This is a genomic window from Brucella sp. TWI432 (assembly GCF_039674445.1).
GTDB classification, from domain to species: domain Bacteria; phylum Pseudomonadota; class Alphaproteobacteria; order Rhizobiales; family Rhizobiaceae; genus Brucella; species Brucella chromiisoli.
This window is the reverse complement of record NZ_JBDJNL010000002.1, coordinates 323,105-343,611: the sequence shown is the minus strand read 5'-3', so window position 1 is coordinate 343,611 and position 20,507 is coordinate 323,105. Positions and strand designations below refer to the sequence as shown.

Below are 20,507 nucleotides of genomic sequence, written 5' to 3'. Positions count from 1 at the left end.
CATGAGTGACGACGAGAGGCAGACTGAGCAAAGCTTCGCCCTTCGCGTCGTCGAAAGCGTCGGCGATTTTTCGGAAGCCGAATGGAACCGCCTTGCCGGAGCCTCCCGGCAGGGTGACAATTATAATCCCTTTGTTTCACGCGCATTTCTTCTGGCGCTGGAACAATCCGGCTCCGTGTCTCAACAAGCTGGCTGGTTACCCCATTATCTACGCCTCGAAGACAATCAGGGGTTTCTGATTGGAGCCGTCCCCAATTACCTGAAAGGGCATAGCCAGGGCGAATATGTCTTCGACCACGGCTGGGCCGATGCTTTTGAGCGCGCAGGCGGCCGATACTACCCAAAGTTTCAGGCTTCCATTCCTTTCACCCCCGCCACTGGCCCACGATTGCTGCATCATCGGGAGTTTGAACCGGAAGCCATTCAGGTCGCTCTCGCAACCGGACTTCGGCAACTCACTGATCAGACAGGCGCTTCTTCTGCACATGTAACATTTGCGCCTTTAAGCGAAATTTCGGCACTCGAAGCAGCCGGCTTTCTACATAGAACGGATCAACAGTTTCATTTCATAAACAATGGCTTTTCTAAATATGATGATTTTCTAAATGAACTTGTTTCCAGAAAACGCAAAGCACTCAAAAAAGAGCGCCGCGATGCGCTTTCCGAAGGCGTAGAAATCGACTGGCTGACTGGCAAGGATCTGACGGAATCTGTATGGGACGACTTTTTTGAGTTCTACGTAGATACGGGTAACCGCAAATGGGGGCGCCCTTACCTCAACCGTCAGTTTTTCTCGCTGATTGGTGAAGCGATGGCCGAAGACATATTGCTGGTAATGGCAAAACGCAGCGGACGTTATATTGCCGGTGCCATCAATTTTATCGGCAGCGATACGCTCTATGGCCGACACTGGGGCTGCATCGAAGATCACCCCTATCTCCATTTCGAAGTCTGTTACCATCAGGCAATCGACTTTGCGATTGAGCGAAAACTGCGCGTTGTCGAAGCGGGTGCGCAAGGTGAACACAAGCTTGCCCGTGGCTATGTGCCGGTCACAACCCATTCCGCGCATTACATTGCACATGAAGGCTTCCGCCGTGCGGTCAGTGACTATCTGGAACATGAACGGCACGAAATCGAACAGATCCACACGGCACTGGAAAAGCACACGCCTTTCAGGCACACATAACCAGCTTGATAATTGAGTGAACTGGAGAAACAAGCATGTCCGCCACTTATGACGACAACAACATTTTCGCGAAAATCCTGCGCGGCGAAATTCCGTCAACACGCGTTTATGAAACGGATGATGTCGTCGCTTTTATGGATGTCATGCCGCAGGGAACCGGCCACACGCTGGTTGTTCCCAGAGCACCATCGCGCAATCTGCTTGATGCAGAGCCGGAAGCGCTCGCTCAAGCCATCAAGGCCGTTCAAAAGATCGCCAATGCCGTGAAGAAAGCTTTTGATGCCGATGGCGTCACTGTCAGCCAGTTTAATGAACCGGCAGCAGGCCAGACAGTTTATCATCTGCACTTCCACGTCATCCCGCGTTTTGAGGGTGTAGAATTAAAGCCTCATACCGGAAAAATGGAAGATCCAGCCGTTCTTACAGCAAATGCTGAGAAAATCCGCGCAGCACTTTGATAAGAATCATCTTTATAAGCTTAACAAACCCGTTATCAGAAACGCCTCTGTCACCAATATGCCGACAAGCAACCGCTTTCCGGCAATGAGATAAGCAACAAAACCGGCAGCGGCTGATCCAACGCGCAACCACATCGGGGAGTTCGCAAGCTCCCCGTTCGGATAAAGAATAAGCTGGGCGATCACACCCGCGACAAGTGCCGTCGCGACACAGCGCACGAACACCAGAACCTCGGAATCTTCACGTATCCGACCGCCAACAATGACGCCCATAACACGGAAAAGATAGGTCGGAAGTGCGCCTGCAAGCAGGATGAACATAAGCGGCCACCACCAGTCGGAATAACTGTCCCAGTTCATTGCACAGCCTCCTTCTTTGCCTTGCGCAAACGATGAAAGACAAATGCAATCAATCCGCCAACGACTCCCGTCACCAACAGATCATAGCCCGGTGCGAATTGATGAAAGATCGGAAACAGCACGATGCCGGAAACCATGGCAATCTGCCCTGCCCGTTCCCGCGCTGATCGCCAGAGCGACGTCAGAAAATACATTGGCGTAAGCATGAAAAGCGCTGCAAACAACACCGGCGGAAACGACGCCGATAATGTATAAACCAAGGCCACCACAAGCGCATTCGTTCCGACCAGAACGCTTCCAATGCCTGCAAAATAGCTTGTGCGCATATCGCGCGGCACATTGCGCAGCTCTTCCATCGCCATGACCCAGGCGGTCACTGCCACAAAATGACAAAGCGCTGCCAGCGTCAGCTTGCGCGTCTTTGGGCCTTTCAGCTCCGGTAAAAGTGCCACCACCATCGGCATAAGCCGAACCGACGACAATCCGACCGCCAAAGCTGCGGCAGGGATTGAAGCTCCGGCGCTAATCGCACCAATGAGCACCACCTTAGCAGGCAGTGCCCAGATGGTGAGTGTCATAAACACCGCCTGCCCGACAGTTATGCCGCTTTCAATCGCCAGTCCTGAAAAGCCAATAAACGAACTCATCAGCAAGATAGCAGGCACACTCACAATGCGTCGTGTGCCACGAAAAAACCAGCCAAGATGGCCAGATTGCCCTGCTGAGTGATGGTCGGAACTAGAGAATGGACTCGAAGACATACGGTAATTAGATCATGAGAGAGAGAAAATGCACCCGATATAAAAAGGCCCTTCACGTGAAGGGCCTTTTTACGTTTTTATTTCTTACGCGGCACTTTAGGGACCGATGATTTTGCCGTTGATGCCTTGGCAGAAGGTTTTGACTCGGCATCATCCTTGCCAGCGAGTACCTTTTCCTTCTCAGGCTTCTTTGCCGCAGCCTTCTTGCGAACGGGCTGCTTCTTTTCCGCCGGAATATCCTTTTTAGGCTTCACTGGCTTGTCCGAAGAAAGGGTTTCAAGCACGAGATCGGTTTTACCATCCTCTTTCTTCTTCACATCAACCCGAACCGTACCGCCATTTTTCAAGTTGCCAAAAAGCACTTCATTGGCCAATGGTTTCTTGATGTGCTCCTGAATAACGCGCGCCAGTGGACGCGCGCCCATGCGCTCATCGTAGCCCTTGTCAGCAAGCCATGCGATAGCGGGCTCGGTCAGTTCGAATGTCACACCACGTTCTGCAAGCTGCGCTTCAAGCTGAAGCACGAACTTCTGCACAACTTGATGAATGACGGGAACCGGCAGCGGACCAAACGGAACAATTGCGTCGAGACGGTTGCGGAATTCCGGCGTAAACAACCGGTTGATCGCTTCCATGTCGTCACCTTCACGCCGCGTCGAACCGAAACCAATCGCAGCCTTTGCCATATCGGCGGCACCGGCATTGGTGGTCATGATCAGGATAACATTGCGGAAATCGATCTTCTTGCCGTTGTGATCGGTAAGCGAGCCATGATCCATAACCTGCAACAGAATGTTGTAAAGGTCCGGATGTGCCTTTTCGATTTCATCGAGCAACAGCACGCAATGCGGATGCTGATCCACGCCATCGGTCAAAAGACCGCCCTGATCGAAGCCGACATATCCGGGAGGCGCACCGATCAAACGCGATACAGTGTGACGCTCCATATATTCCGACATGTCGAAACGAAGCAGTTCGACGCCAAGCGACGATGCAAGCTGCTTGGCAACTTCTGTCTTACCAACACCTGTCGGGCCGGAGAACAGATAAGAACCAATGGGCTTATCCGGCTCGCGCAAGCCTGCACGGGCAAGCTTGATTGCAGCCGAAAGCGCCTCAATCGCGAGATCCTGACCATAAACAACGCGCTTGAGCTCTGCATCAAGATGCGAGAGCACAACCTCATCATCCTTGGAAACCGACTTGGGCGGTATCCGCGCCATGGTGGCAATGGTTGCTTCGATTTCCTTGACACCAATGGTCTTCTTGCGCTTGTTTTCCGGCAGAAGCATCTGGCTTGCACCGGTTTCATCGATCACGTCGATGGCTTTATCCGGCAATTTGCGATCCGAGATATAGCGCGCGGAAAGCTCCACAGCCGACTTGATCGCATCAACCGTATATTTAACCTTATGGAAGTCTTCAAAATACGGCTTCAGACCCTTCATGATCTCAATGGCATCAGGGATCGAAGGCTCATTGACGTCGATCTTCTGGAAACGGCGCACAAGTGCACGGTCTTTTTCAAAGAACTGACGATATTCCTTATAGGTCGTCGATCCGATGCAACGGATTGCACCGGAAGACAGAGCAGGCTTCAACAGGTTTGATGCATCCATCGCACCGCCCGAAGTGGCACCCGCACCGATAACGGTGTGAATTTCGTCAATAAAGAGAACCGCACCCGGATAATCTTCAAGCTCTTTCACAACCTGTTTCAAGCGCTCTTCGAAATCACCGCGATAACGTGTACCGGCAAGCAGCGTGCCCATGTCGAGCGAGAAGATTGTTGCATTCGCAAGCGCTTCAGGCACGTCACCTTCAACGATACGCTTCGCAAGACCTTCAGCAATTGCCGTCTTGCCGACACCCGGATCACCCACATAAAGCGGGTTATTCTTGGAGCGACGGCACAGCACCTGAATGGTGCGGCTGATCTCGCTGTCACGACCGATCAAAGGATCGATGCGACCGGATTTCGCTTTCTCGTTCAGATTGACGCAATAGGCGGTAAGAGCATCCTGCTTTTTCTTCGGACTTTCTTCCGGTTCCACGCTGGTGCGTTCTTCGCTCGGACTTTCCGCGCCACGCGGCGTGCGCGTTTCGCTGCTCTGCGTGCGTTTGGAAATGCCATGCGAGATATAATTGACGGCATCGTAGCGCGTCATCTGCTGCTCCTGAAGGAAATAGGCAGCATGGCTTTCCCGCTCGGCAAAAATGGCAACAAGCACGTTAGCGCCGGTCACTTCTTCGCGATTGGAGGACTGGACGTGAATAACCGCGCGCTGAATAACACGTTGAAAAGCGGCAGTTGGCTTGGAATCTTCATCATAGCCCGTGACGAGATTATCCAGCTCACGATCGATGTAATCGGTCACGATTCTTTTTAGATGCTCCAGATCGACGTTACAGGCGCGCATCACTGCGCCCGCATCCTGATCGTCGATCAGAGCAAGCAGAAGATGTTCGAGCGTTGCATACTCGTGATGCCGCTCGTTTGCGATTGTGAGGGCCTGATGCAGCGCCCTTTCAAGGCTAGATGAAAACGATGGCATATGACCTCACTTTTTCTCCATTACACATTGTAATGGATGCTGGTTTTGGCGGGCAAAATCCATGACCTGACTAACCTTGGTTTCAGCAACTTCGTATGTGAATACGCCGCACTCACCGACACCGTGGTTATGAACATGCAACATGATACGCGTCGCATCGTCCATGTCTTTCTGAAAAAAACGTTGCAGGACATGAATGACAAACTCCATAGGAGTATAGTCATCATTGAGAAGCAGAACGCGATAGAGGCTGGGCTTCTTGGTTTTGGGCTGCGTACGCGTAACCACAACGGTCCCGTTATCCGGTCCGTTCCCGCCGTTCGCCTTGCTTTGCATGACTGGATTTAAATACCGCATGTAACCTATCACCCAATGCCCAACTCTATGCCTGCTTGCCCTTCCTTATGTAGGGCGTCATAAGCTGATTTTAAGCCCTTCGCTGACACTTGCAACCGAGACTTATGACAAGGCTGCGCATTGGCACAGGTCTCTCCCAAAAATATTGCCAAATCTTATGATTTAAGCATCCGCGCAGAGCGTCCGCCGAGCATCGATCGGGCTGAGTTCCATGGGCTTCCCCAAAAACGGCACCACAACTTTTTTTTAAAATGTGTGAATAATCCAGTTACCATAAACGGATTGGTAACGCTGATGACAGTAAGGTTCCTGAATTAGATTGCTGTGTGCCCTTTGTGCCGCAGTCCAAAAAAACCGGAATACAGGCAGGTCATCATCGTGCGTACCGCATTCAGTAAAGTCGCATATGTCATGAAAAGAACAGCGCAAGCTGCGCTTCTTCTTGCTGTTGTAACAGGCTGCTCTACGGCCACAACCACGGTTCCTGCTGCGGCCAATGATCGGTACGCTGCGATCGTGGTCGACGCCAATACAGGTAAAACACTGTTTGCATCCAGCGCCGATGCGAAACGTTACCCGGCGTCGCTGACCAAGATGATGACAATTTATATGCTTCTTGAGGCAATGCAGTCAGGTCGCATCAACAAAGACACGCGAATTCCGGTTTCCGCATATGCCGCAGCACGTCCACCGACAAAAATCGGCTTCAAAAAAGGCCAGTCCATTCGCGTCGAGGATGCAATCCTTGCAATGGTAACAAAGTCAGCGAACGACGTCGCAGCTGCATCCGGTGAATTCCTTGGCGGTTCGGAAGAGCGATTTGCACAGATGATGACGGCAAAAGCGCGTCGTCTTGGCATGAGCAACACCACATTCCGCAATGCTTCCGGCCTGCCAAACATGTCGCAGGTTACAACTGCGCGCGACATGGCAATCCTCAGCATTGCACTTCGCCAGCATTTCCCGCGTGAATTTGCTTATTTTTCGCGCAGTAGTTTCCAATATCGCGGTCAAACCATTCGCGGTCACAACCGTCTGCTTGGCCGTATCGAAGGTGTTGACGGCATCAAGACCGGCTACACCAATGCTTCCGGCTACAACCTTGCCTCATCGGTTAATCTTGATGGACGCCGCATCGTCGCCGTCGTGATGGGTGGCAACACCGGCGCAAGCCGCGATGCCCATATGGCGCAGCTCATCAAAAAATACCTGCCAATGGCAACACGTGGTCGCGCTTCCGAACCTCTCATTGCCATGCGTGGTGACGTTCCTCAGGTTGTCGCATCAGCTCAACTGCCAAAGGCACGCAACGCCCCAGTCCCTGTAGCCCGTCAAGCCGGCATTGAAGACGTCATCAACAATGAATCAGGCGAAGGCGACGTTGATCAGCCGCAGGTTCTGGCTCTTGCTGCACCAACGCCGCGTCCGGCAGCACTCGCCGCAGCGCAGGCAGCTGTCCGTCCAATGCCAAAGGCTGCAATCCCTGCGGCTCCTGCTCAGCATGATATTGATCCCGTAACAACCGCTTCTGCAGCTGCATCAGGCGGATGGGCTATTCAGGTTGGCTCGCTGCCAAGCGAAGGTCAGGCACGCGATATGCTTGCAAAAGTGTCCTCATCTGTTGGCGGACCACTTCGGTCAGCCTCCCCCCATACCGAGACATTCGTAAAAGGCGGTTCGACATTCTACCGCGCCCGCTTTGTCGGATTTTCGTCAAAGAAGGCAGCCTGGGATGCATGTGCGTCGCTGAAAAAGAAGAGTTTTGGCTGCTACGCAGTCGCAAATTAATCCCAGCGAGGGGGTAGTCCCTCTCGTAACCGCTTTAGACCCGAAAATAGTATTGCGTAGAGGGTTTCGAGATGTCGAATATGAATGAAACGATCGGACAACATGCTTTGGCACCCAGCCTATGGGCTCTAGAAGCGCCACGGCCTTCAGCCCTCGGGTCCCTGTTTTCGGTGCAGGCACTTAAGCAGGCGGCGATTCGCATTGCAGATGTCCGTCATGGCAAAGGACTCCATACACGTGATCTGGTCGGCCTGCTGGTCAGCCACGCAGCGCGCAATCGCAGAATGGTACAACCGCGCACAATGATGCGCATGACCCTGCCCGTCACATCGGACAAGGTTTCAGTACGCCTCACCATCGAAAGCTGACATACGAAATGAAAAAAGCCTGCCAGAAACGGCAGGCTTTTTTCTTTGTAACCGTCCAACAAGACCCGCGTAACGCCTTTAGCGATCCCGCTTTAACGCAAACGTATCTAAAGCAATCCGAGATCCGCCAGCTCACGTCGCAATTCCGGTGGCAGAGCGGCTCTGCCCGATTTCCCCGCTGCTTCATCGGCAGGAACCTCATTTTCATTCAGATACCGCCACCCCTGAAAAGCGCGGCGCGGCTGCCACTCCGTCGGATGAATCTTGGGTTCGAGCACCAGATGACAGCGGTTGATTCCCTGCTCATCCGTAAACGGGCGTATGTCCAGAAGACGCTGGCGACATTGCACATTGCCCTTGATCACCCAATAGAGCGAACCACCTGCAAGCAATTCATCCACCCGTTTGGGAACCATACGGGTTGTATGAAACTGCTCGGGCACAAGATCGGCAGCACGCTGCTCCGCAAGCCTGAAATCAATCCAGGCTGCGAGGTCTTCAATACTGTCGCAACCGACGCAAAGTTTGACGAGATTAATTGCCATGGGCCTGATTTAGCCAAGCCGTGTGCAGTCTTCAAGTGATAAGAATCTGTCTCAGCAGGCAACCACATTAACAGCCAGTCCACCCTGACTGGTTTCTTTGTAGCGCTCGCTCATATCATGCCCCGTCTGACGCATGGTTTCGATACAGGCATCGAGCGGCACAAAATGCTGACCATCACCCTTCACCGCCAGAGATGCAGCCGTAACGGCTTTCACAGCACCGAGCGCATTGCGTTCAATACATGGCACCTGAACAAGCCCGGCGACTGGGTCGCATGTCATGCCCAGATGATGCTCAAGCGCGATTTCAGCAGCATTCTCAATCTGTTCGGGTGTTCCGCCCATAACGGCAGCAAGACCAGCGGCAGCCATCGCAGAGGCCGAACCAACCTCGCCCTGACAACCAACTTCTGCACCGGAAATAGAGGCATTATGCTTGATCACACCGCCAATGGCGGCCGATGTCAGGAGAAAATCACGAATGCCCTTCGCATCGGCATCATCATGAAAATGCAGATAGTAGCGCAACACTGCCGGAACCACACCCGCAGCGCCATTGGTCGGAGCCGTTACAACGCGCCCGCCGGAAGCATTTTCCTCATTGACCGCCATTGCGTAAACAGACAACCAGTCATTGGCGAGCAGCGGATTAAGCTTGTTATTGCGCCAATCCTCTTCCAGCCGCTCAAAAAGCTGCCGCGCACGACGGCGCACATTCAATCCACCCGGCATAATTCCATCGCGACTTAATCCACGCTCAATGCAGCCACGCATTGCACCCCAAATTCGATCGAGACCTTCGTCGAGATCAAGGCAAGACATATGGCATTCTTCATTGGCACGTTTCATATCGGCAATCGAAAGACCGCTCGTGTTGGCCATTTCAAGCATTTCGGCGGCGTTTTTGAACGGATAAGGCACATCAGCCTTTTCCTCACGCTTGCCGCCACTGGTCTGCACGCGGCTTAACTCTTCCGCAGTGACGACAAAGCCACCGCCAATCGAAAAATATACGCGGCGAAGCAGAAGCCGATCACTCTTGTCATAAGCTTCAAAAGCCATGCCGTTTGCATGCCCCGGCAAGGGCGTTTTGCGATCCAGCACCAGATCGGTTTTTGGATCGAATTGATAGGCAGGATGGCCAGCGGGATGGACGGTTTTCGCACGCGAAACCTTTTCGACTTCGCTATCCATAATATCAGGATCGATCTTATCAGGTGTATAGCCGCAAAGCCCCAAGACCACAGCGCGATCAGTCGCATGACCAACGCCGGTATAGGCAAGCGAGCCATGCAGAACGGCCTTGAGACGAAAGACTTTGGCATTGGCTGGTTTTGGCCACTCGCCGGCGATCAATTCGTCGAGGAACATATGGGCGGCCGTCATCGGGCCCATCGTATGTGAACTCGAAGGTCCAATGCCAATCTTGTAAAGATCAAATACCGAAAGAAACATTCTACACCTATCCAGCCCAAATTCAGGCTGTGCAATTCCATGTGCCACGCCGCATAAAACGGCAGACCAGGATGATATTACACCATTAACAGATAGTGTAGGAGAGCAACAACGCCAACAGAATGCCGGATTGCGGCATCAATTTTCCGCTTTCCGCAGCGCGTTTGGCATTACACCGAGAAAAGATAAGCCATGAGAATGATAGCGGCGAGGCCAACGACTGCCCAGAGCGTTACGCCCCAGCAGGATTTTTGAACGGTTTCGTCCATGGATATTTTTAAAACCTTGTTGTGCAACTCTTGTTAGCAGCGTCCTTCACAACGCTGTTACCGGAGATATAGCCCTGACGCAGATGAAACGCAACGCTGAAAAGTGGCTGAAATGCGGCGCGTTTATTATTCTCACAAAGGTACGTTTCAAAAACCCTCTTTGTTTCAGCATCTTAACAACAAAGGTGCTTAACAAAAGCTTAAAAGTCACGGCGAAATTGCGGCATCAGGGTTGTGGAAGCAGCATATCTGTCTTTCCGGTCAGCCAATAGGCTGTCAAACCCACCCATTCCCGCATCGCAACGCTAAAGCGCGACAACGCCTCATTGGGTGATTCAAAATAAAGCGAAAAGCGCTGTTTTGCGGGTGTCTTATAATCAACAGGCCATGCAACGACATCAAAACCTGCCTTACGAAAACACCCGATGGAACGTGGCATATGATAAGCCGAAGTCACCAAAAGCCACGTCTCTCCAGCCTTCGGCTCTGCCAGAGTCTTGGAAAACACGGCATTTTCAACTGTATTGCGTGACTTATTCTCAAAAATGAAACGATCGCCGGAAAAGCCAAGATCGGCCAGCATGGTGCGCGTGCTGTCGGCCTCCGGCTTTGCTTCCTCAAAAAACGCTCCGTCACCGCCCGACACGATCACCTTTGCATCCGGATAAAGCCGCGCAAGCCGCATCGTCTCAAAGATCCGGTCAGCCGCGCTGTTCAATTCGAACCCAGGACGCCCCGCATTGATGTCGCCATTCATGTAACCGCCCAAAACCACAATTCCGTCCACATGCTGCGGAAGTTCAGTTATTTTGGCAAAGCGATCTTCCAGAGGCACAAGCATAATGCTGCCAAGCGTTGTATATGCACTGACAAACAAGATCACTGCACCGCTTATCAGCGCGGCGAGCCCCAGTTTCCTTAACCCGGTCCAGATCAACACGAGTGCGAGCAACAGCAGGACGAAGATGATGGTCAGCGGCTGGAAAAACAGCCAGAAAAGCTTGGAAACGCTGAAAAACAAATCGAACTCCGACAAGAACTGCTGATTTCACAACGGCGTAACGAATCCGTTATTCGACATACTATAGCCATGTCAGCGCATGTGATAGAAATCTGCCAGATTCGAATTCGATAGCTCAGGATGCACGATGCAGAGCAATGCTGAAACGACTGTAACGCCCTCAAGCCGTCTGCGCCTGACGCGCATTGATATTGCGCGTGGCGTCGCGCTAATTGCGATGGCGATTTATCATTTCGGCTGGGATCTTGAATTCTTCGGTTATATGGCAGCGGGCACCACCGGGCATGGTGGCTGGAAACTCTTTGCACGCTGCATCGCGTCGAGCTTTCTGTTTCTCGTTGGTTTCAGTCTTGTTCTGGCCCATGGCCGCGCCATTCGCTGGAATGCGGTTGGAAAGCGCCTTCTGCAAATCGTAGCAGCGGCTGCGGCTATTTCTGCAGTGACCTATTACATGTCGCCCGACAATTTCATCTTCTTTGGCATCCTGCATCAAATCGCGCTGGCAAGCGTTCTGGGCCTGCTATTTCTGCATCTGCCGCCCGTTTTGACATTGGCCGTAGCCGCCTTTGTCATCAGCGCACCATTTTACGCGCAAGCCGACATTTTCAATCAGATGTGGCTGGCATGGGTTGGGCTGTCGACAATCCCACCGCGCTCGAATGATTATGTTCCGCTGTTTCCGTGGTTTGGTGCCGTGCTGATCGGCATTGCAACGGCGCGCATTTTCGAACGGCTCAACTGGCTGCCGCTGCTCTCGGGCGAGATAAAGCCCCAGTTTCTGCAGAAGCCGCTGACCTTTATCGGTCGTCACAGCCTTGCATTCTATCTGATCCACCAGCCCGTACTGATTGCACTCGTCTATTGCTTCTCGCAAGTCTCGCCGCCCGACCAGCGCCCTGCTTTTACGCAGTCCTGTGTCGCATCATGCCTGCCAAATGGCAGCGAAGCTTTATGCAACCAGTTCTGCGGCTGTGTCGTCAGCGAACTCGACAAAGCAAAACTGTTCGATGAGGTTTTTAGCGGCAAGGCTGACCAGAACAACAATAGCACGGTTCAGCAAATCGTTCAGATGTGCTCACCAGTGCCCGATAATCAGCCATAACAGTTACGTGGAAACGCCAAGCTCGGCCAGACGTTCGATACACGCTTCTTCAACCTGATCAAGTTCGGAAAGCGTTTCGTCAATATCACGGCGCTTCTGACGAAGATCAGCGCGCTTTTCTTCAACGCGCTTCATCAAAAGCTTGAGCTGCCCCGTTTCACCGGGCGGCTCGCGATACATCTGCACGATTTCATGGATTTCCGCGATTGAAAAGCCAAGCCGCTTCCCACGCATGATCTGCTTGAGAAGATGCCGGTCTGAAGGCCTGAACAAGCGCGTGCGACCACGCCGTACAGGCGCGATCAATCCCTCATCCTCGTAGAAACGCAAAGTACGGGTCGATATCCCGAATTCCCGCGTCAGTTCTGTAATCGTATAATATTCACGCACTTTTATATCCCTGCCTTGCAACATGCAGGCAATTGTTGTGCTACCGCATTTACGTAAAAGTCAATATTAAACCGTCACAAATGGTCATAATGATTAAAAATTAGGCTCCATATTTTTAGCTTGACCTTGCCATGATACTGCCGCTCATGCGTTATGAAATCATAACGGGATCAATAACTGACAGCGATTCATGCGACGCTCACTCAAATATACCCTTGTTGGACTGGTCATTGTTGCGCTTTTGGGCGCGGCACCTTTTGCGCTTGAGCCGGTTGTTCAAAAAATCGGCGAAAACTCAATCAGGCAACTCGCCAGAGACGGTAACTTCTGCACAACCGATAAATGCGATGAGGGTATAAATTACGCCATCGGATTTCTTGAAACCAATTACGGCCTGTCACCGGAAAATGTTAAATGGTGCATGGGCGTCGATGTTATTGCGCATTATGAATTGCCGTTTGGTAATGGTCTGAAAAAGTTGGTCACGGATCAGATGTATCAGCGTTGCGGTGATCCAAATCAGGATGAACCTATGGCCAACGGCACCGCAGAATAGAAGGCTTTTCGCTCAATGACGCGACTTTTTCGCATCGCCGCCTGGCTGGTTCTGGTCTCGATCCTGATTGTCACGATCAGCCCGATTCAGTTCAGACCAATCGCCAGCCAATCTGCAGATTTGGAGCGCTTTACAGCTTTCTTCCTCGTCGGGTTCCTGTTTGCTCTCGCCTACCCCCGTCATTGGGTCCAGGTTCTGCTATTAACAGTGGGATGCGCGGGCATGTTCGAACTCATGCAACGCCTCGCCCCCGGTCGACATGGTGAATTTATTGATTTTGTCTTCAAAGCAATTGGCGCGATGGCGGGCGTTTGCATTGGGCGCGGACTGAGCCTCCTGCCGGTATTCAGCCCAAAAAATGAACAATAAAAAGAGTGTCTTATTTTCCAACTAAAATGGAACCAAATGTGTTTTAATGCATTGAACAGACATCAATTGTATGGAGACATGAAATGGCTGACAACAAAACCGCTAATGATATTCAGCACGCTCTCGAACAGCAGATTGCAGATCTACGCGGTGAATTAAAGCGTCTTTCCAAGTCACTGGCTTCGCAATCAAGTGAATTCAGAGATCGTGCAGAAGATGCTCTTGATGACGCATCTGGTCGTTTCCGCCACGCAGCACAGGTTGTGCGTGAACGTGGTCACGCTGTCGCAGAGACCGTAAAGGAAAACCCCGGTACCGCGACCACATTGTTTGGCACCGCGGGCCTTATCGGTATCGCGATCGGCGTTGCAATTGGCTGCATCCTTTCTGATCGCCGTTAAGAACGAAATCCTCCCAATGAAAAGCCGCGCTTCTCTGGCGCGGTTTTTTTTGCGCTTTACCGGAAACAATATCACTGTTAGTCGAAGCCATTGGCAATTTGCCACCGGTCGCAGCCTACCCGGTAAAAACAAGGACAAGTGTCTGGATATTCCAGCACAGGACTGCGCCGTGGCTTTTTAAAAAGGCACGTAAATGTCTGAAAAAACGATATATTCTGACCTCAAGCAGCTCGGATCAAACACTACTGTTCCCCAATCCCCTGAAGAAGCGGTACTGGAACGGGTTGCAAACCCGCAAGCAGGAACGCCCTATTGCATTCGCTTTACAGCACCTGAATTCACCTCGCTTTGCCCCATGACCGGACAGCCGGACTTTGCGCATCTGATGATCGATTACGTGCCCGGAAACTGGCTGGTCGAAAGCAAATCGCTCAAGCTGTTCCTGTTTTCATTCCGCAATCATGGCGCTTTTCACGAAGACTGCACAGTCACGATCGGCAAACGTCTGGTGGAGCTTCTGGAGCCTGAATGGCTGCGTATCGGCGGCTATTGGTATCCACGTGGCGGTATTCCGATTGATGTGTTCTATCAGACTGGCGAAGCTCCGAAAAATGTCTGGATTCCAGAACAGTCTGTACCCAATTATCGTGGTCGCGGCTGATCGCAATTTTCTGTATCTATGTGCGCAGATTTGGCGAACGTTGCCATGTAAACCGGAAGGGCTTCAGATGAAATATTTTGTTCTGTTGATCATGCTAACAACTCTATCCGGTTGTGGTGCCGGAAAAGCGGCAATGGATGCAGGCAAGGGCTTTGACCGATTCGCCTGCATGTCCCGCAATATAAAGGGCGAGACACCCTGCCCGCAGCCCGATAACCAAAGTCAGACCCCGTAAAGCTGGAAAGAGGCAGCAATGGCCATTCAACCCGAAGACGTCCTCGATTTCTGGTTTTCAGCAAAGATGCGCGAAAACTGGTTCAGCAAAAACGATGCAATCGATGCGGAAATTCGTGAAAAATTTCTCGCAGGCTACGAAGACGCGCGTACCGACAAGTTTGAAAACTGGAAACAGCGGCCGGAAAGCGCACTTGCACTGACGATTTTGTTCGATCAGTTTCCGCGCAACATGTTTCGCGGCTCTGCACGCTCGTTTGAAAGCGATGGCCTCGCCCGTGATGTAGCGGCGCAGGCACTCGATCATGATTTTGACCGCAAGCTATCGGCAGAACAACGTCAGTTCTTTTATCTGCCCTTCATGCACAGCGAACATCTCAGCGATCAGAAGCGGTGCATTGATCTATACGAAAAGCTCGGTGATGAATTCTCCTTAGGCTTCGCACGCCAGCACCACGATATTATCGAACGCTTTGGCCGCTTTCCGCATCGAAACAAAGTTCTGGGCCGCGAGACGACACCCGAAGAAGCCGAATTCCTTAAAGAGCATTCCGGTTTCTGATTTCTACAATAGTCTGTAAGGTAAGATTCCACGGCGGTCGTGATCGACCGCCAATTTGCTTTTCAATGGCGGGACAGCACGCTGCACGCATTCGGCCCGCTCACAAATACGGCAGGAAACCCCAATCGGGTCAAATGCGGAGCGCGTGGTAATATCCAAACCATCCGCATAGACAAAATCCTGCGCATGTGTGATTTCACAGCCCAAAGAAATAGCATAACGACGTTGCGGGGCGTGAAATCCGCCCTCGCTCTTGGTCAGTTCGGTCGCGATGCAAAGATAGCGCGCACCGTCTGGTGTCTCAGCTAACTGACGAATGATCCGGCCCGGCGTTTCAAACGCCTGATGCACATTCCACAGCGGACACGCCGCACCATAACGGGCAAATTGCAGCTTGGCTGCACTGTGCCGTTTGGTGATATTTCCCGCCCGGTCAATCCGTGCAAAGAACACAGGAACGCCACGCTGGCCAGATCGCTGCAATGTGCTCAGACGATGCGCGACCTGTTCCAGACTGGCACCAAAGCGCGATGCCAGCAATTCAAGATCGTGCCGCAGTTCTTTGGCGGCTGAAAGAAAAGTCTGATAGGGCAAGACCAGCGCACCGGCGAAATAATTCCGCAGACCGATTTTGCAAATCTCAATCGCTTCCAATGAGCGAAAATCCGCCCGTTTTGCGATAGCGGTGACAAGCTCTTCCATCTCCAGTTCGGCAATCTGGAACGCAATCTGGAAATTGCGAGTCGAAGCTGGCGAATAAGGGTTGAGATACAGAACGCGCGCCACCGGATCAAAGCGGCGTAAAATAGCTTCATCGGGATCCGCACGCGCGACACGAACGCGATAGCGCTCCTCCATATATTGCGGCAAAGCCACACCTATATCACGATACGGAATCCTCAGCTCATCGGCAAGCTTTTCTGCAGCAATATCAAGCTCATGAACATAGTTATCAATAAAATGGAAAAAGTCGCGCACGTCTTCATAAGGCGCGGGCTCGGCAACAGATGGCGCGCGCCCAAGCTGGTTGTCGAGACTTGCAAGCTGCTCGCTATTGCGCCGATAAGCCTGATGACAGGCAATCAGCGCATGCGCTAAACCGGGCGCATTTTGCGTGATCAGCTTCAATTCCTGCAAATTCGGCTTGTAATTGTCAAACACCGGATCGGCCAACGCCTCGGATACAGCCGATAAAAGCCGATCATCATCGCCAAGCGAAATCGCACCAATATCGATCTGATAATTCTCAGCCAGCGCCAAAAGAACCGCGGCTGAAACCGGCCGCTGATTATTCTCGATCTGGTTGAGATAACTCGTTGAAATACCTAAGCGTTCAGCAAAGCCTGACTGTGTTGCCCGGTGCTGTTCACGTATTTCTCTGATCTTTCTGCCGACATAGAGTTTTCTGGGTGCCATGTTTGCAACTTTGCAATTCGCTATTTGCAAATTTATAAATTACACATCAGCACCTTTTCAAGCTTTCAGAATGCGGCATACTGGCGCTAAGCAGTCAATCAAACTCATAGCTTTCCAAGGTCATAGCGAATGCAGGAACTTCTCGAACAGCTTGAATCTCGTCGCGCAGAGGCTCGCCTTGGCGGCGGACAAAGGCGCATTGATGCGCAACACAGCAAAGGTAAGCTGACTGCCCGTGAAAGAATTGAAGTGCTTCTCGACGAAGGTTCGTTCGAAGAGTTCGACATGTATGTCACGCATCGCTGCACCGACTTCGGCATGGAAAAGCAGAAGATCGCGGGCGATGGCGTGGTGACCGGCTGGGGCACGATCAATGGCCGTCAGGTCTATGTGTTCAGTCAGGATTTTACCGTTCTTGGCGGTTCGCTCTCTGAGACCCATGCGCAGAAAATCTGCAAGATCATGGACATGGCCATGCAGAACGGTGCCCCGGTGATTGGATTGAACGATTCTGGCGGGGCGCGAATTCAGGAGGGCGTGGCCTCGCTTGCTGGTTATGCCGATGTTTTCAAGCGCAATGCCGATGCTTCGGGCGTCATTCCGCAGATTTCTGTCATCATGGGGCCGTGCGCGGGTGGCGCGGTTTACTCCCCGGCGATGACCGATTTTATCTTCATGGTCCGCGATAGTTCCTACATGTTTGTGACAGGCCCCGATGTGGTCAAAACCGTCACCAACGAAATCGTCACGGCGGAAGAACTCGGCGGCGCGTCAACGCACACCAGAAAGTCGTCGGTTGCCGATGGCGCATACGAAAACGACATTGAAACGCTGGAACAGGTCCGCATCCTGTTTGACTTCCTGCCGCTCAACAATCGTGAAAAGCCACCTGTTCGCCCTGTCTTCGATGATCCTGCCCGCCTCGAAATGCGGCTGGACACACTCATCCCTGATAACGCCAACAAGCCTTACGACATGAAGGAGCTGATTCTCGCTCTTGCGGACGAAGGCGATTTCTTTGAAATTCAGGAAGCTTTCGCCAAAAATATCATCACCGGCTTTATTCGCATGGACGGCCAGACTATTGGCGTAGTCGCCAATCAGCCCATGGTGCTGGCTGGCTGCCTTGATATTGATTCCTCACGCAAGGCTGCACGCTTTGTGCGCTTCTGCGATGCTTTTAGCATTCCAATCCTGACACTGGTCGATGTTCCGGGGTTCCTTCCCGGCACAGCGCAGGAATATGGTGGCGTGATCAAGCATGGCGCGAAACTGCTGTTTGCTTATAGCCAGGCAACCGTGCCGATGGTCACGCTGATCACCCGCAAAGCCTATGGCGGCGCTTATGACGTGATGGCATCTAAGCACATCGGTGCCGACATTAATTATGCTTGGCCAACCGCAGAGATCGCCGTTATGGGCGCCAAGGGTGCTACCGAAATTCTCTACCGCTCAGAACTGGGCGACCCTGAAAAGATCGCCGCCCGCACGAAAGAGTATGAAGAACGCTTCGCCAATCCTTTCGTTGCTGCCGAACGCGGTTTCATTGATGAAGTGATCATGCCGCATTCATCCCGCCGCCGTATCGCCCGTGCGTTCTCTGCGCTTCGCAACAAGAGCCAGAACACGCCATGGAAGAAACACGACACCATTCCGCTGTAAGATTGCTACGGGTACGATACAGATGATCAAGAAAATCCTCATTGCCAATCGCGGCGAAATTGCCTGCCGGGTTATCAAAACCGCAAAGAAAATGGGCATTGCCACGGTTGCCGTCTATTCCGACGCTGACCGCAATGCGCTGCATGTCAAAATGGCCGACGAGGCCGTGCATATCGGACCAGCGCCCTCAAACCAGTCCTATATCGTGATCGATAAGATTCTGGCAGCAATCAAAGAAACGGGGGCCGACGCCGTCCATCCCGGCTATGGCTTCCTGTCGGAAAACCCGCGCTTTGCAGAGGCACTTAAAGCCGCCAATGTCACCTTCATCGGCCCTCCGGTAAACGCCATTGAGGCCATGGGCGACAAGATCACCTCAAAAAAGCTCGCATCCGAGGCTGGGGTCTCCACCGTTCCCGGCCATATGGGGCTCATCGAAGACGCAGAAGAAGCGGTTCGTATTTCAACATCCATCGGCTATCCGGTGATGATCAAGGCGTCCGCCGGTGGCGGCGGCAAGGGAATGCGCATCGCATGGAATGATGATGAAGCGCGCGAAGGTTTCCAGCTCTCACGCAACGAAGCAAAATCTTCTTTCGGTGATGATCGCATCTTCATTGAGAAATTCGTGACCCAGCCGCGCCATATCGAAATTCAGGTTCTTGGCGATCAACACGGCAATGTCATCTATCTGGGCGAACGCGAATGCTCCATTCAGCGCCGCAATCAGAAAGTGATCGAAGAAGCGCCCTCACCGTTTTTGGATGAAGCCACCCGCAAAGCTATGGGTGAACAGGCCGTAGCCCTCGCCAAGGCTGTTGGCTATTATTCCGCAGGCACGGTTGAATTCATCGTCGATGGCGAGCGCAATTTCTATTTCCTTGAGATGAACACCCGCTTGCAGGTCGAGCACCCGGTGACAGAACTCATCACCGGCATTGATCTGGTTGAGGAAATGATCCGCGTTGCATCCGGCGAGAAGCTTCGCATCACACAGGCCGATGTCAAGCTCAACGGCTGGGCCATCGAAAGCCGCCTTTATGCCGAAGACCCCTATCGCAACTTCCTGCCTTCGATTGGCAGACTGACGCGCTATCGTCCGCCTGTCGAAGGCAAAACCGCAAGTGGCGCAATCATCCGCAACGATACGGGCGTCTTTGAGGGTGGCGAAATTTCGATGTATTATGACCCCATGATTGCAAAACTTTGCAGCTGGGGCGCTGATCGCACCAGTGCAATTGATGCCATGAGCAATGCGCTGGATGCTTTTGAAGTGGAAGGCATTGGCCACAACCTGCCCTTCTTGTCAGCGGTTATGGAGCATCCGCGGTTTCGCGCTGGCGCGCTGACCACGGCCTTTATTGCTGAGGAATATCCAGACGGCTTTGCTGGCGTTTCCGTATCGGAAGAAGATGCGCATGTACTGGCCGCTGTTGCTGCGCAGATCAATATGGCGGTCGAACAACGCAACAGCCAGATTTCCGGCCGTTTATCGTCACAGGCACAATCTGTGGCAACCGAATGGGTCGTAACGCTTGGTGACTTCAGCTTGACCTTGAGGATCGCTGAGGGCGAAGGTGGGACAACAATCTACTTTGCTGACGCTCGCAGCTTACCGGTCGCCAGCGACTGGCATCCGGGCAATCAGCTTGGCTCTTTCACGGTTGACGGCAGATCCGTCGCCGTCAAGGTTCTGCGCTCCGGCACAGGCTGGCGTCTGCGCTGGCGGGGCATTGATGTGATCGCCCATGTGCGCAAGCCGCGGGTTGCAGAATTGGCAAAGCTGATGCCAGTCAAACTGCCGCCGGATACGTCCAAGATGCTGCTCTGCCCGATGCCCGGCGTTATCACCTCGGTTCTTGTCAAAGACGGTGATACAGTCGAGGCAGGCCAGCCATTGGCAACGGTTGAAGCCATGAAGATGGAAAACGTGCTGCGTGCTGAACGTCGCGCCACCGTCAAACGGATTGCGGCAGAAGAAGGCGCAAGCCTTGCCGTTGATGAACTCATTATGGAATTCGAGTGAGC

Annotated in this window: 21 protein-coding genes; 12 read left to right on the top strand and 9 right to left on the bottom strand. The window is 52.6% G+C overall.

Annotated features, from left to right (window positions below; translation table 11 throughout):
* Position 1 precedes the first annotated feature (1 nt).
* Together ABE527_RS06780 and ABE527_RS06775 are read left to right on the top strand one after the other, a co-directional pair.
* Positions 2–1,189 carry a GNAT family N-acetyltransferase gene (locus tag ABE527_RS06780; protein ID WP_396997035.1) on the top strand — a complete coding sequence of 396 codons (1,188 nt, stop codon included), beginning with the start codon at positions 2–4 and terminating at the stop codon, positions 1,187–1,189.
* A 35-nt stretch (positions 1,190–1,224) separates the two neighbouring features.
* The gene (locus ABE527_RS06775; RefSeq protein WP_499694689.1) at positions 1,225–1,647 is read left to right on the top strand and encodes an HIT family protein; all 423 of its coding nucleotides are present in this window, start codon (positions 1,225–1,227) and stop codon (positions 1,645–1,647) included.
* Positions 1,648–1,659: 12 nt separating this feature from the next.
* Here the strand turns inward: ABE527_RS06775 and ABE527_RS06770 are convergent, their stop codons facing one another.
* From ABE527_RS06770 to clpS, 4 genes are all read right to left on the bottom strand, one after another.
* The gene (locus ABE527_RS06770) at positions 1,660–2,007 is read right to left on the bottom strand and encodes an AzlD domain-containing protein (protein WP_265984555.1); all 348 of its coding nucleotides are present in this window, start codon (positions 2,005–2,007) and stop codon (positions 1,660–1,662) included.
* Entirely contained in the window at positions 2,004–2,654 is a 651-nt protein-coding gene (locus ABE527_RS06765; RefSeq protein ID WP_499696468.1) for an AzlC family ABC transporter permease, read from the bottom strand. The genes ABE527_RS06770 and ABE527_RS06765 overlap by 4 nt, the downstream gene beginning before the upstream one ends.
* Positions 2,655–2,845: 191 nt before the next feature.
* A complete protein-coding gene (gene clpA, locus ABE527_RS06760) occupies positions 2,846–5,323 on the bottom strand; it encodes an ATP-dependent Clp protease ATP-binding subunit ClpA (protein ID WP_265984553.1) in 2,478 nt (825 codons plus the stop codon).
* Positions 5,324–5,329: 6 nt separating this feature from the next.
* The gene (gene clpS / locus ABE527_RS06755) at positions 5,330–5,680 is read right to left on the bottom strand and encodes an ATP-dependent Clp protease adapter ClpS (RefSeq protein WP_265984552.1); all 351 of its coding nucleotides are present in this window, start codon (positions 5,678–5,680) and stop codon (positions 5,330–5,332) included.
* 378 nt (positions 5,681–6,058) lie between these two features.
* On the opposite strand from clpS, the gene ABE527_RS06750 reads away from it, so the two are divergent.
* Both ABE527_RS06750 and ABE527_RS06745 read left to right on the top strand, forming a co-directional pair.
* Positions 6,059–7,468 carry a D-alanyl-D-alanine carboxypeptidase gene (locus ABE527_RS06750; protein ID WP_265984551.1) on the top strand — a complete coding sequence of 470 codons (1,410 nt, stop codon included), beginning with the start codon at positions 6,059–6,061 and terminating at the stop codon, positions 7,466–7,468.
* A 71-nt stretch (positions 7,469–7,539) separates the two neighbouring features.
* A complete protein-coding gene (locus ABE527_RS06745; protein ID WP_265984550.1) occupies positions 7,540–7,836 on the top strand; it encodes a hypothetical protein in 297 nt (98 codons plus the stop codon).
* Between the two features lie 107 nt (positions 7,837–7,943).
* Here the strand turns inward: ABE527_RS06745 and ABE527_RS06740 are convergent, their stop codons facing one another.
* The 3 genes from ABE527_RS06740 to ABE527_RS06730 form a co-directional block, all read right to left on the bottom strand.
* Positions 7,944–8,381, bottom strand: a complete 438-nt coding sequence (locus ABE527_RS06740; protein WP_499696467.1) for a DUF1489 family protein — start codon at positions 8,379–8,381, stop codon at positions 7,944–7,946.
* 51 nt (positions 8,382–8,432) lie between these two features.
* Entirely contained in the window at positions 8,433–9,836 is a 1,404-nt protein-coding gene (locus tag ABE527_RS06735) for an L-serine ammonia-lyase (RefSeq protein WP_265984548.1), read from the bottom strand.
* Positions 9,837–10,331: 495 nt separating this feature from the next.
* On the bottom strand, positions 10,332–11,126 hold the full coding sequence (locus tag ABE527_RS06730; RefSeq protein ID WP_499696466.1) for a YdcF family protein: 795 nt from the start codon (positions 11,124–11,126) through the stop codon (positions 10,332–10,334).
* 127 nt (positions 11,127–11,253) lie between these two features.
* Here ABE527_RS06730 and ABE527_RS06725 point away from each other — a divergent pair, with 127 nt between their 5' ends.
* The gene (locus tag ABE527_RS06725) at positions 11,254–12,228 is read left to right on the top strand and encodes a heparan-alpha-glucosaminide N-acetyltransferase (protein ID WP_499696465.1); all 975 of its coding nucleotides are present in this window, start codon (positions 11,254–11,256) and stop codon (positions 12,226–12,228) included.
* Positions 12,229–12,231: 3 nt separating this feature from the next.
* Here the strand turns inward: ABE527_RS06725 and ABE527_RS06720 are convergent, their stop codons facing one another.
* A complete protein-coding gene (locus ABE527_RS06720; protein ID WP_094577492.1) occupies positions 12,232–12,618 on the bottom strand; it encodes a MerR family transcriptional regulator in 387 nt (128 codons plus the stop codon).
* A 190-nt stretch (positions 12,619–12,808) separates the two neighbouring features.
* On the opposite strand from ABE527_RS06720, the gene ABE527_RS06715 reads away from it, so the two are divergent.
* From ABE527_RS06715 to ABE527_RS06695, 5 genes are all read left to right on the top strand, one after another.
* Positions 12,809–13,174: a hypothetical protein gene (locus ABE527_RS06715; protein ID WP_265984545.1), complete on the top strand. Its 366-nt coding sequence runs from the start codon at positions 12,809–12,811 to the stop codon at positions 13,172–13,174.
* A 15-nt stretch (positions 13,175–13,189) separates the two neighbouring features.
* Positions 13,190–13,543: a VanZ family protein gene (locus tag ABE527_RS06710; RefSeq protein WP_499694694.1), complete on the top strand. Its 354-nt coding sequence runs from the start codon at positions 13,190–13,192 to the stop codon at positions 13,541–13,543.
* 83 nt (positions 13,544–13,626) lie between these two features.
* On the top strand, positions 13,627–13,944 hold the full coding sequence (locus ABE527_RS06705; protein WP_265984543.1) for an ElaB/YgaM/YqjD family protein: 318 nt from the start codon (positions 13,627–13,629) through the stop codon (positions 13,942–13,944).
* A gap of 193 nt (positions 13,945–14,137) precedes the next feature.
* Entirely contained in the window at positions 14,138–14,605 is a 468-nt protein-coding gene (gene queF / locus ABE527_RS06700; protein ID WP_499694695.1) for a preQ(1) synthase, read from the top strand.
* A gap of 253 nt (positions 14,606–14,858) precedes the next feature.
* Positions 14,859–15,401 carry a DUF924 family protein gene (locus ABE527_RS06695; protein WP_499696464.1) on the top strand — a complete coding sequence of 181 codons (543 nt, stop codon included), beginning with the start codon at positions 14,859–14,861 and terminating at the stop codon, positions 15,399–15,401.
* Between the two features lie 3 nt (positions 15,402–15,404).
* Here ABE527_RS06695 and ABE527_RS06690 read toward each other — a convergent pair whose 3' ends face one another.
* Positions 15,405–16,817, bottom strand: coding sequence for a helix-turn-helix domain-containing protein (locus ABE527_RS06690; protein ID WP_265984539.1), 1,413 nt, complete (start codon positions 16,815–16,817; stop codon positions 15,405–15,407).
* A gap of 129 nt (positions 16,818–16,946) precedes the next feature.
* Between ABE527_RS06690 and ABE527_RS06685 the strand changes: the two genes are divergently transcribed.
* Complete coding sequence (locus ABE527_RS06685) at positions 16,947–18,479, top strand: acyl-CoA carboxylase subunit beta (RefSeq protein ID WP_265984538.1); 1,533 nt, start codon at positions 16,947–16,949, stop codon at positions 18,477–18,479.
* A gap of 22 nt (positions 18,480–18,501) precedes the next feature.
* A complete protein-coding gene (locus ABE527_RS06680; protein WP_265984537.1) occupies positions 18,502–20,505 on the top strand; it encodes an acetyl-CoA carboxylase biotin carboxylase subunit in 2,004 nt (667 codons plus the stop codon).
* The last annotated feature ends 2 nt before the right edge of the window (positions 20,506–20,507 follow it).

Coding starts and splice junctions, on each gene's coding strand:
- ABE527_RS06780 (WP_396997035.1), top strand. CDS start 2: ATGAGTGACGACGAGAGGCAGACTGAGCAAAGCTTCGCCCTTCGCGTC.
- ABE527_RS06775 (WP_499694689.1), top strand. CDS start 1,225: ATGTCCGCCACTTATGACGACAACAACATTTTCGCGAAAATCCTGCGC.
- ABE527_RS06770 (WP_265984555.1), bottom strand. CDS start 2,007: ATGAACTGGGACAGTTATTCCGACTGGTGGTGGCCGCTTATGTTCATC.
- ABE527_RS06765 (WP_499696468.1), bottom strand. CDS start 2,654: ATGAGTTCGTTTATTGGCTTTTCAGGACTGGCGATTGAAAGCGGCATA.
- clpA (WP_265984553.1), bottom strand. CDS start 5,323: ATGCCATCGTTTTCATCTAGCCTTGAAAGGGCGCTGCATCAGGCCCTC.
- clpS (WP_265984552.1), bottom strand. CDS start 5,680: ATGCGGTATTTAAATCCAGTCATGCAAAGCAAGGCGAACGGCGGGAAC.
- ABE527_RS06745 (WP_265984550.1), top strand. CDS start 7,540: ATGTCGAATATGAATGAAACGATCGGACAACATGCTTTGGCACCCAGC.
- ABE527_RS06740 (WP_499696467.1), bottom strand. CDS start 8,381: ATGGCAATTAATCTCGTCAAACTTTGCGTCGGTTGCGACAGTATTGAA.
- ABE527_RS06735 (WP_265984548.1), bottom strand. CDS start 9,836: ATGTTTCTTTCGGTATTTGATCTTTACAAGATTGGCATTGGACCTTCG.
- ABE527_RS06725 (WP_499696465.1), top strand. CDS start 11,254: ATGCAGAGCAATGCTGAAACGACTGTAACGCCCTCAAGCCGTCTGCGC.
- ABE527_RS06715 (WP_265984545.1), top strand. CDS start 12,809: ATGCGACGCTCACTCAAATATACCCTTGTTGGACTGGTCATTGTTGCG.
- ABE527_RS06710 (WP_499694694.1), top strand. CDS start 13,190: ATGACGCGACTTTTTCGCATCGCCGCCTGGCTGGTTCTGGTCTCGATC.
- ABE527_RS06705 (WP_265984543.1), top strand. CDS start 13,627: ATGGCTGACAACAAAACCGCTAATGATATTCAGCACGCTCTCGAACAG.
- queF (WP_499694695.1), top strand. CDS start 14,138: ATGTCTGAAAAAACGATATATTCTGACCTCAAGCAGCTCGGATCAAAC.
- ABE527_RS06695 (WP_499696464.1), top strand. CDS start 14,859: ATGGCCATTCAACCCGAAGACGTCCTCGATTTCTGGTTTTCAGCAAAG.
- ABE527_RS06690 (WP_265984539.1), bottom strand. CDS start 16,817: ATGGCACCCAGAAAACTCTATGTCGGCAGAAAGATCAGAGAAATACGT.
- ABE527_RS06685 (WP_265984538.1), top strand. CDS start 16,947: ATGCAGGAACTTCTCGAACAGCTTGAATCTCGTCGCGCAGAGGCTCGC.
- ABE527_RS06680 (WP_265984537.1), top strand. CDS start 18,502: ATGATCAAGAAAATCCTCATTGCCAATCGCGGCGAAATTGCCTGCCGG.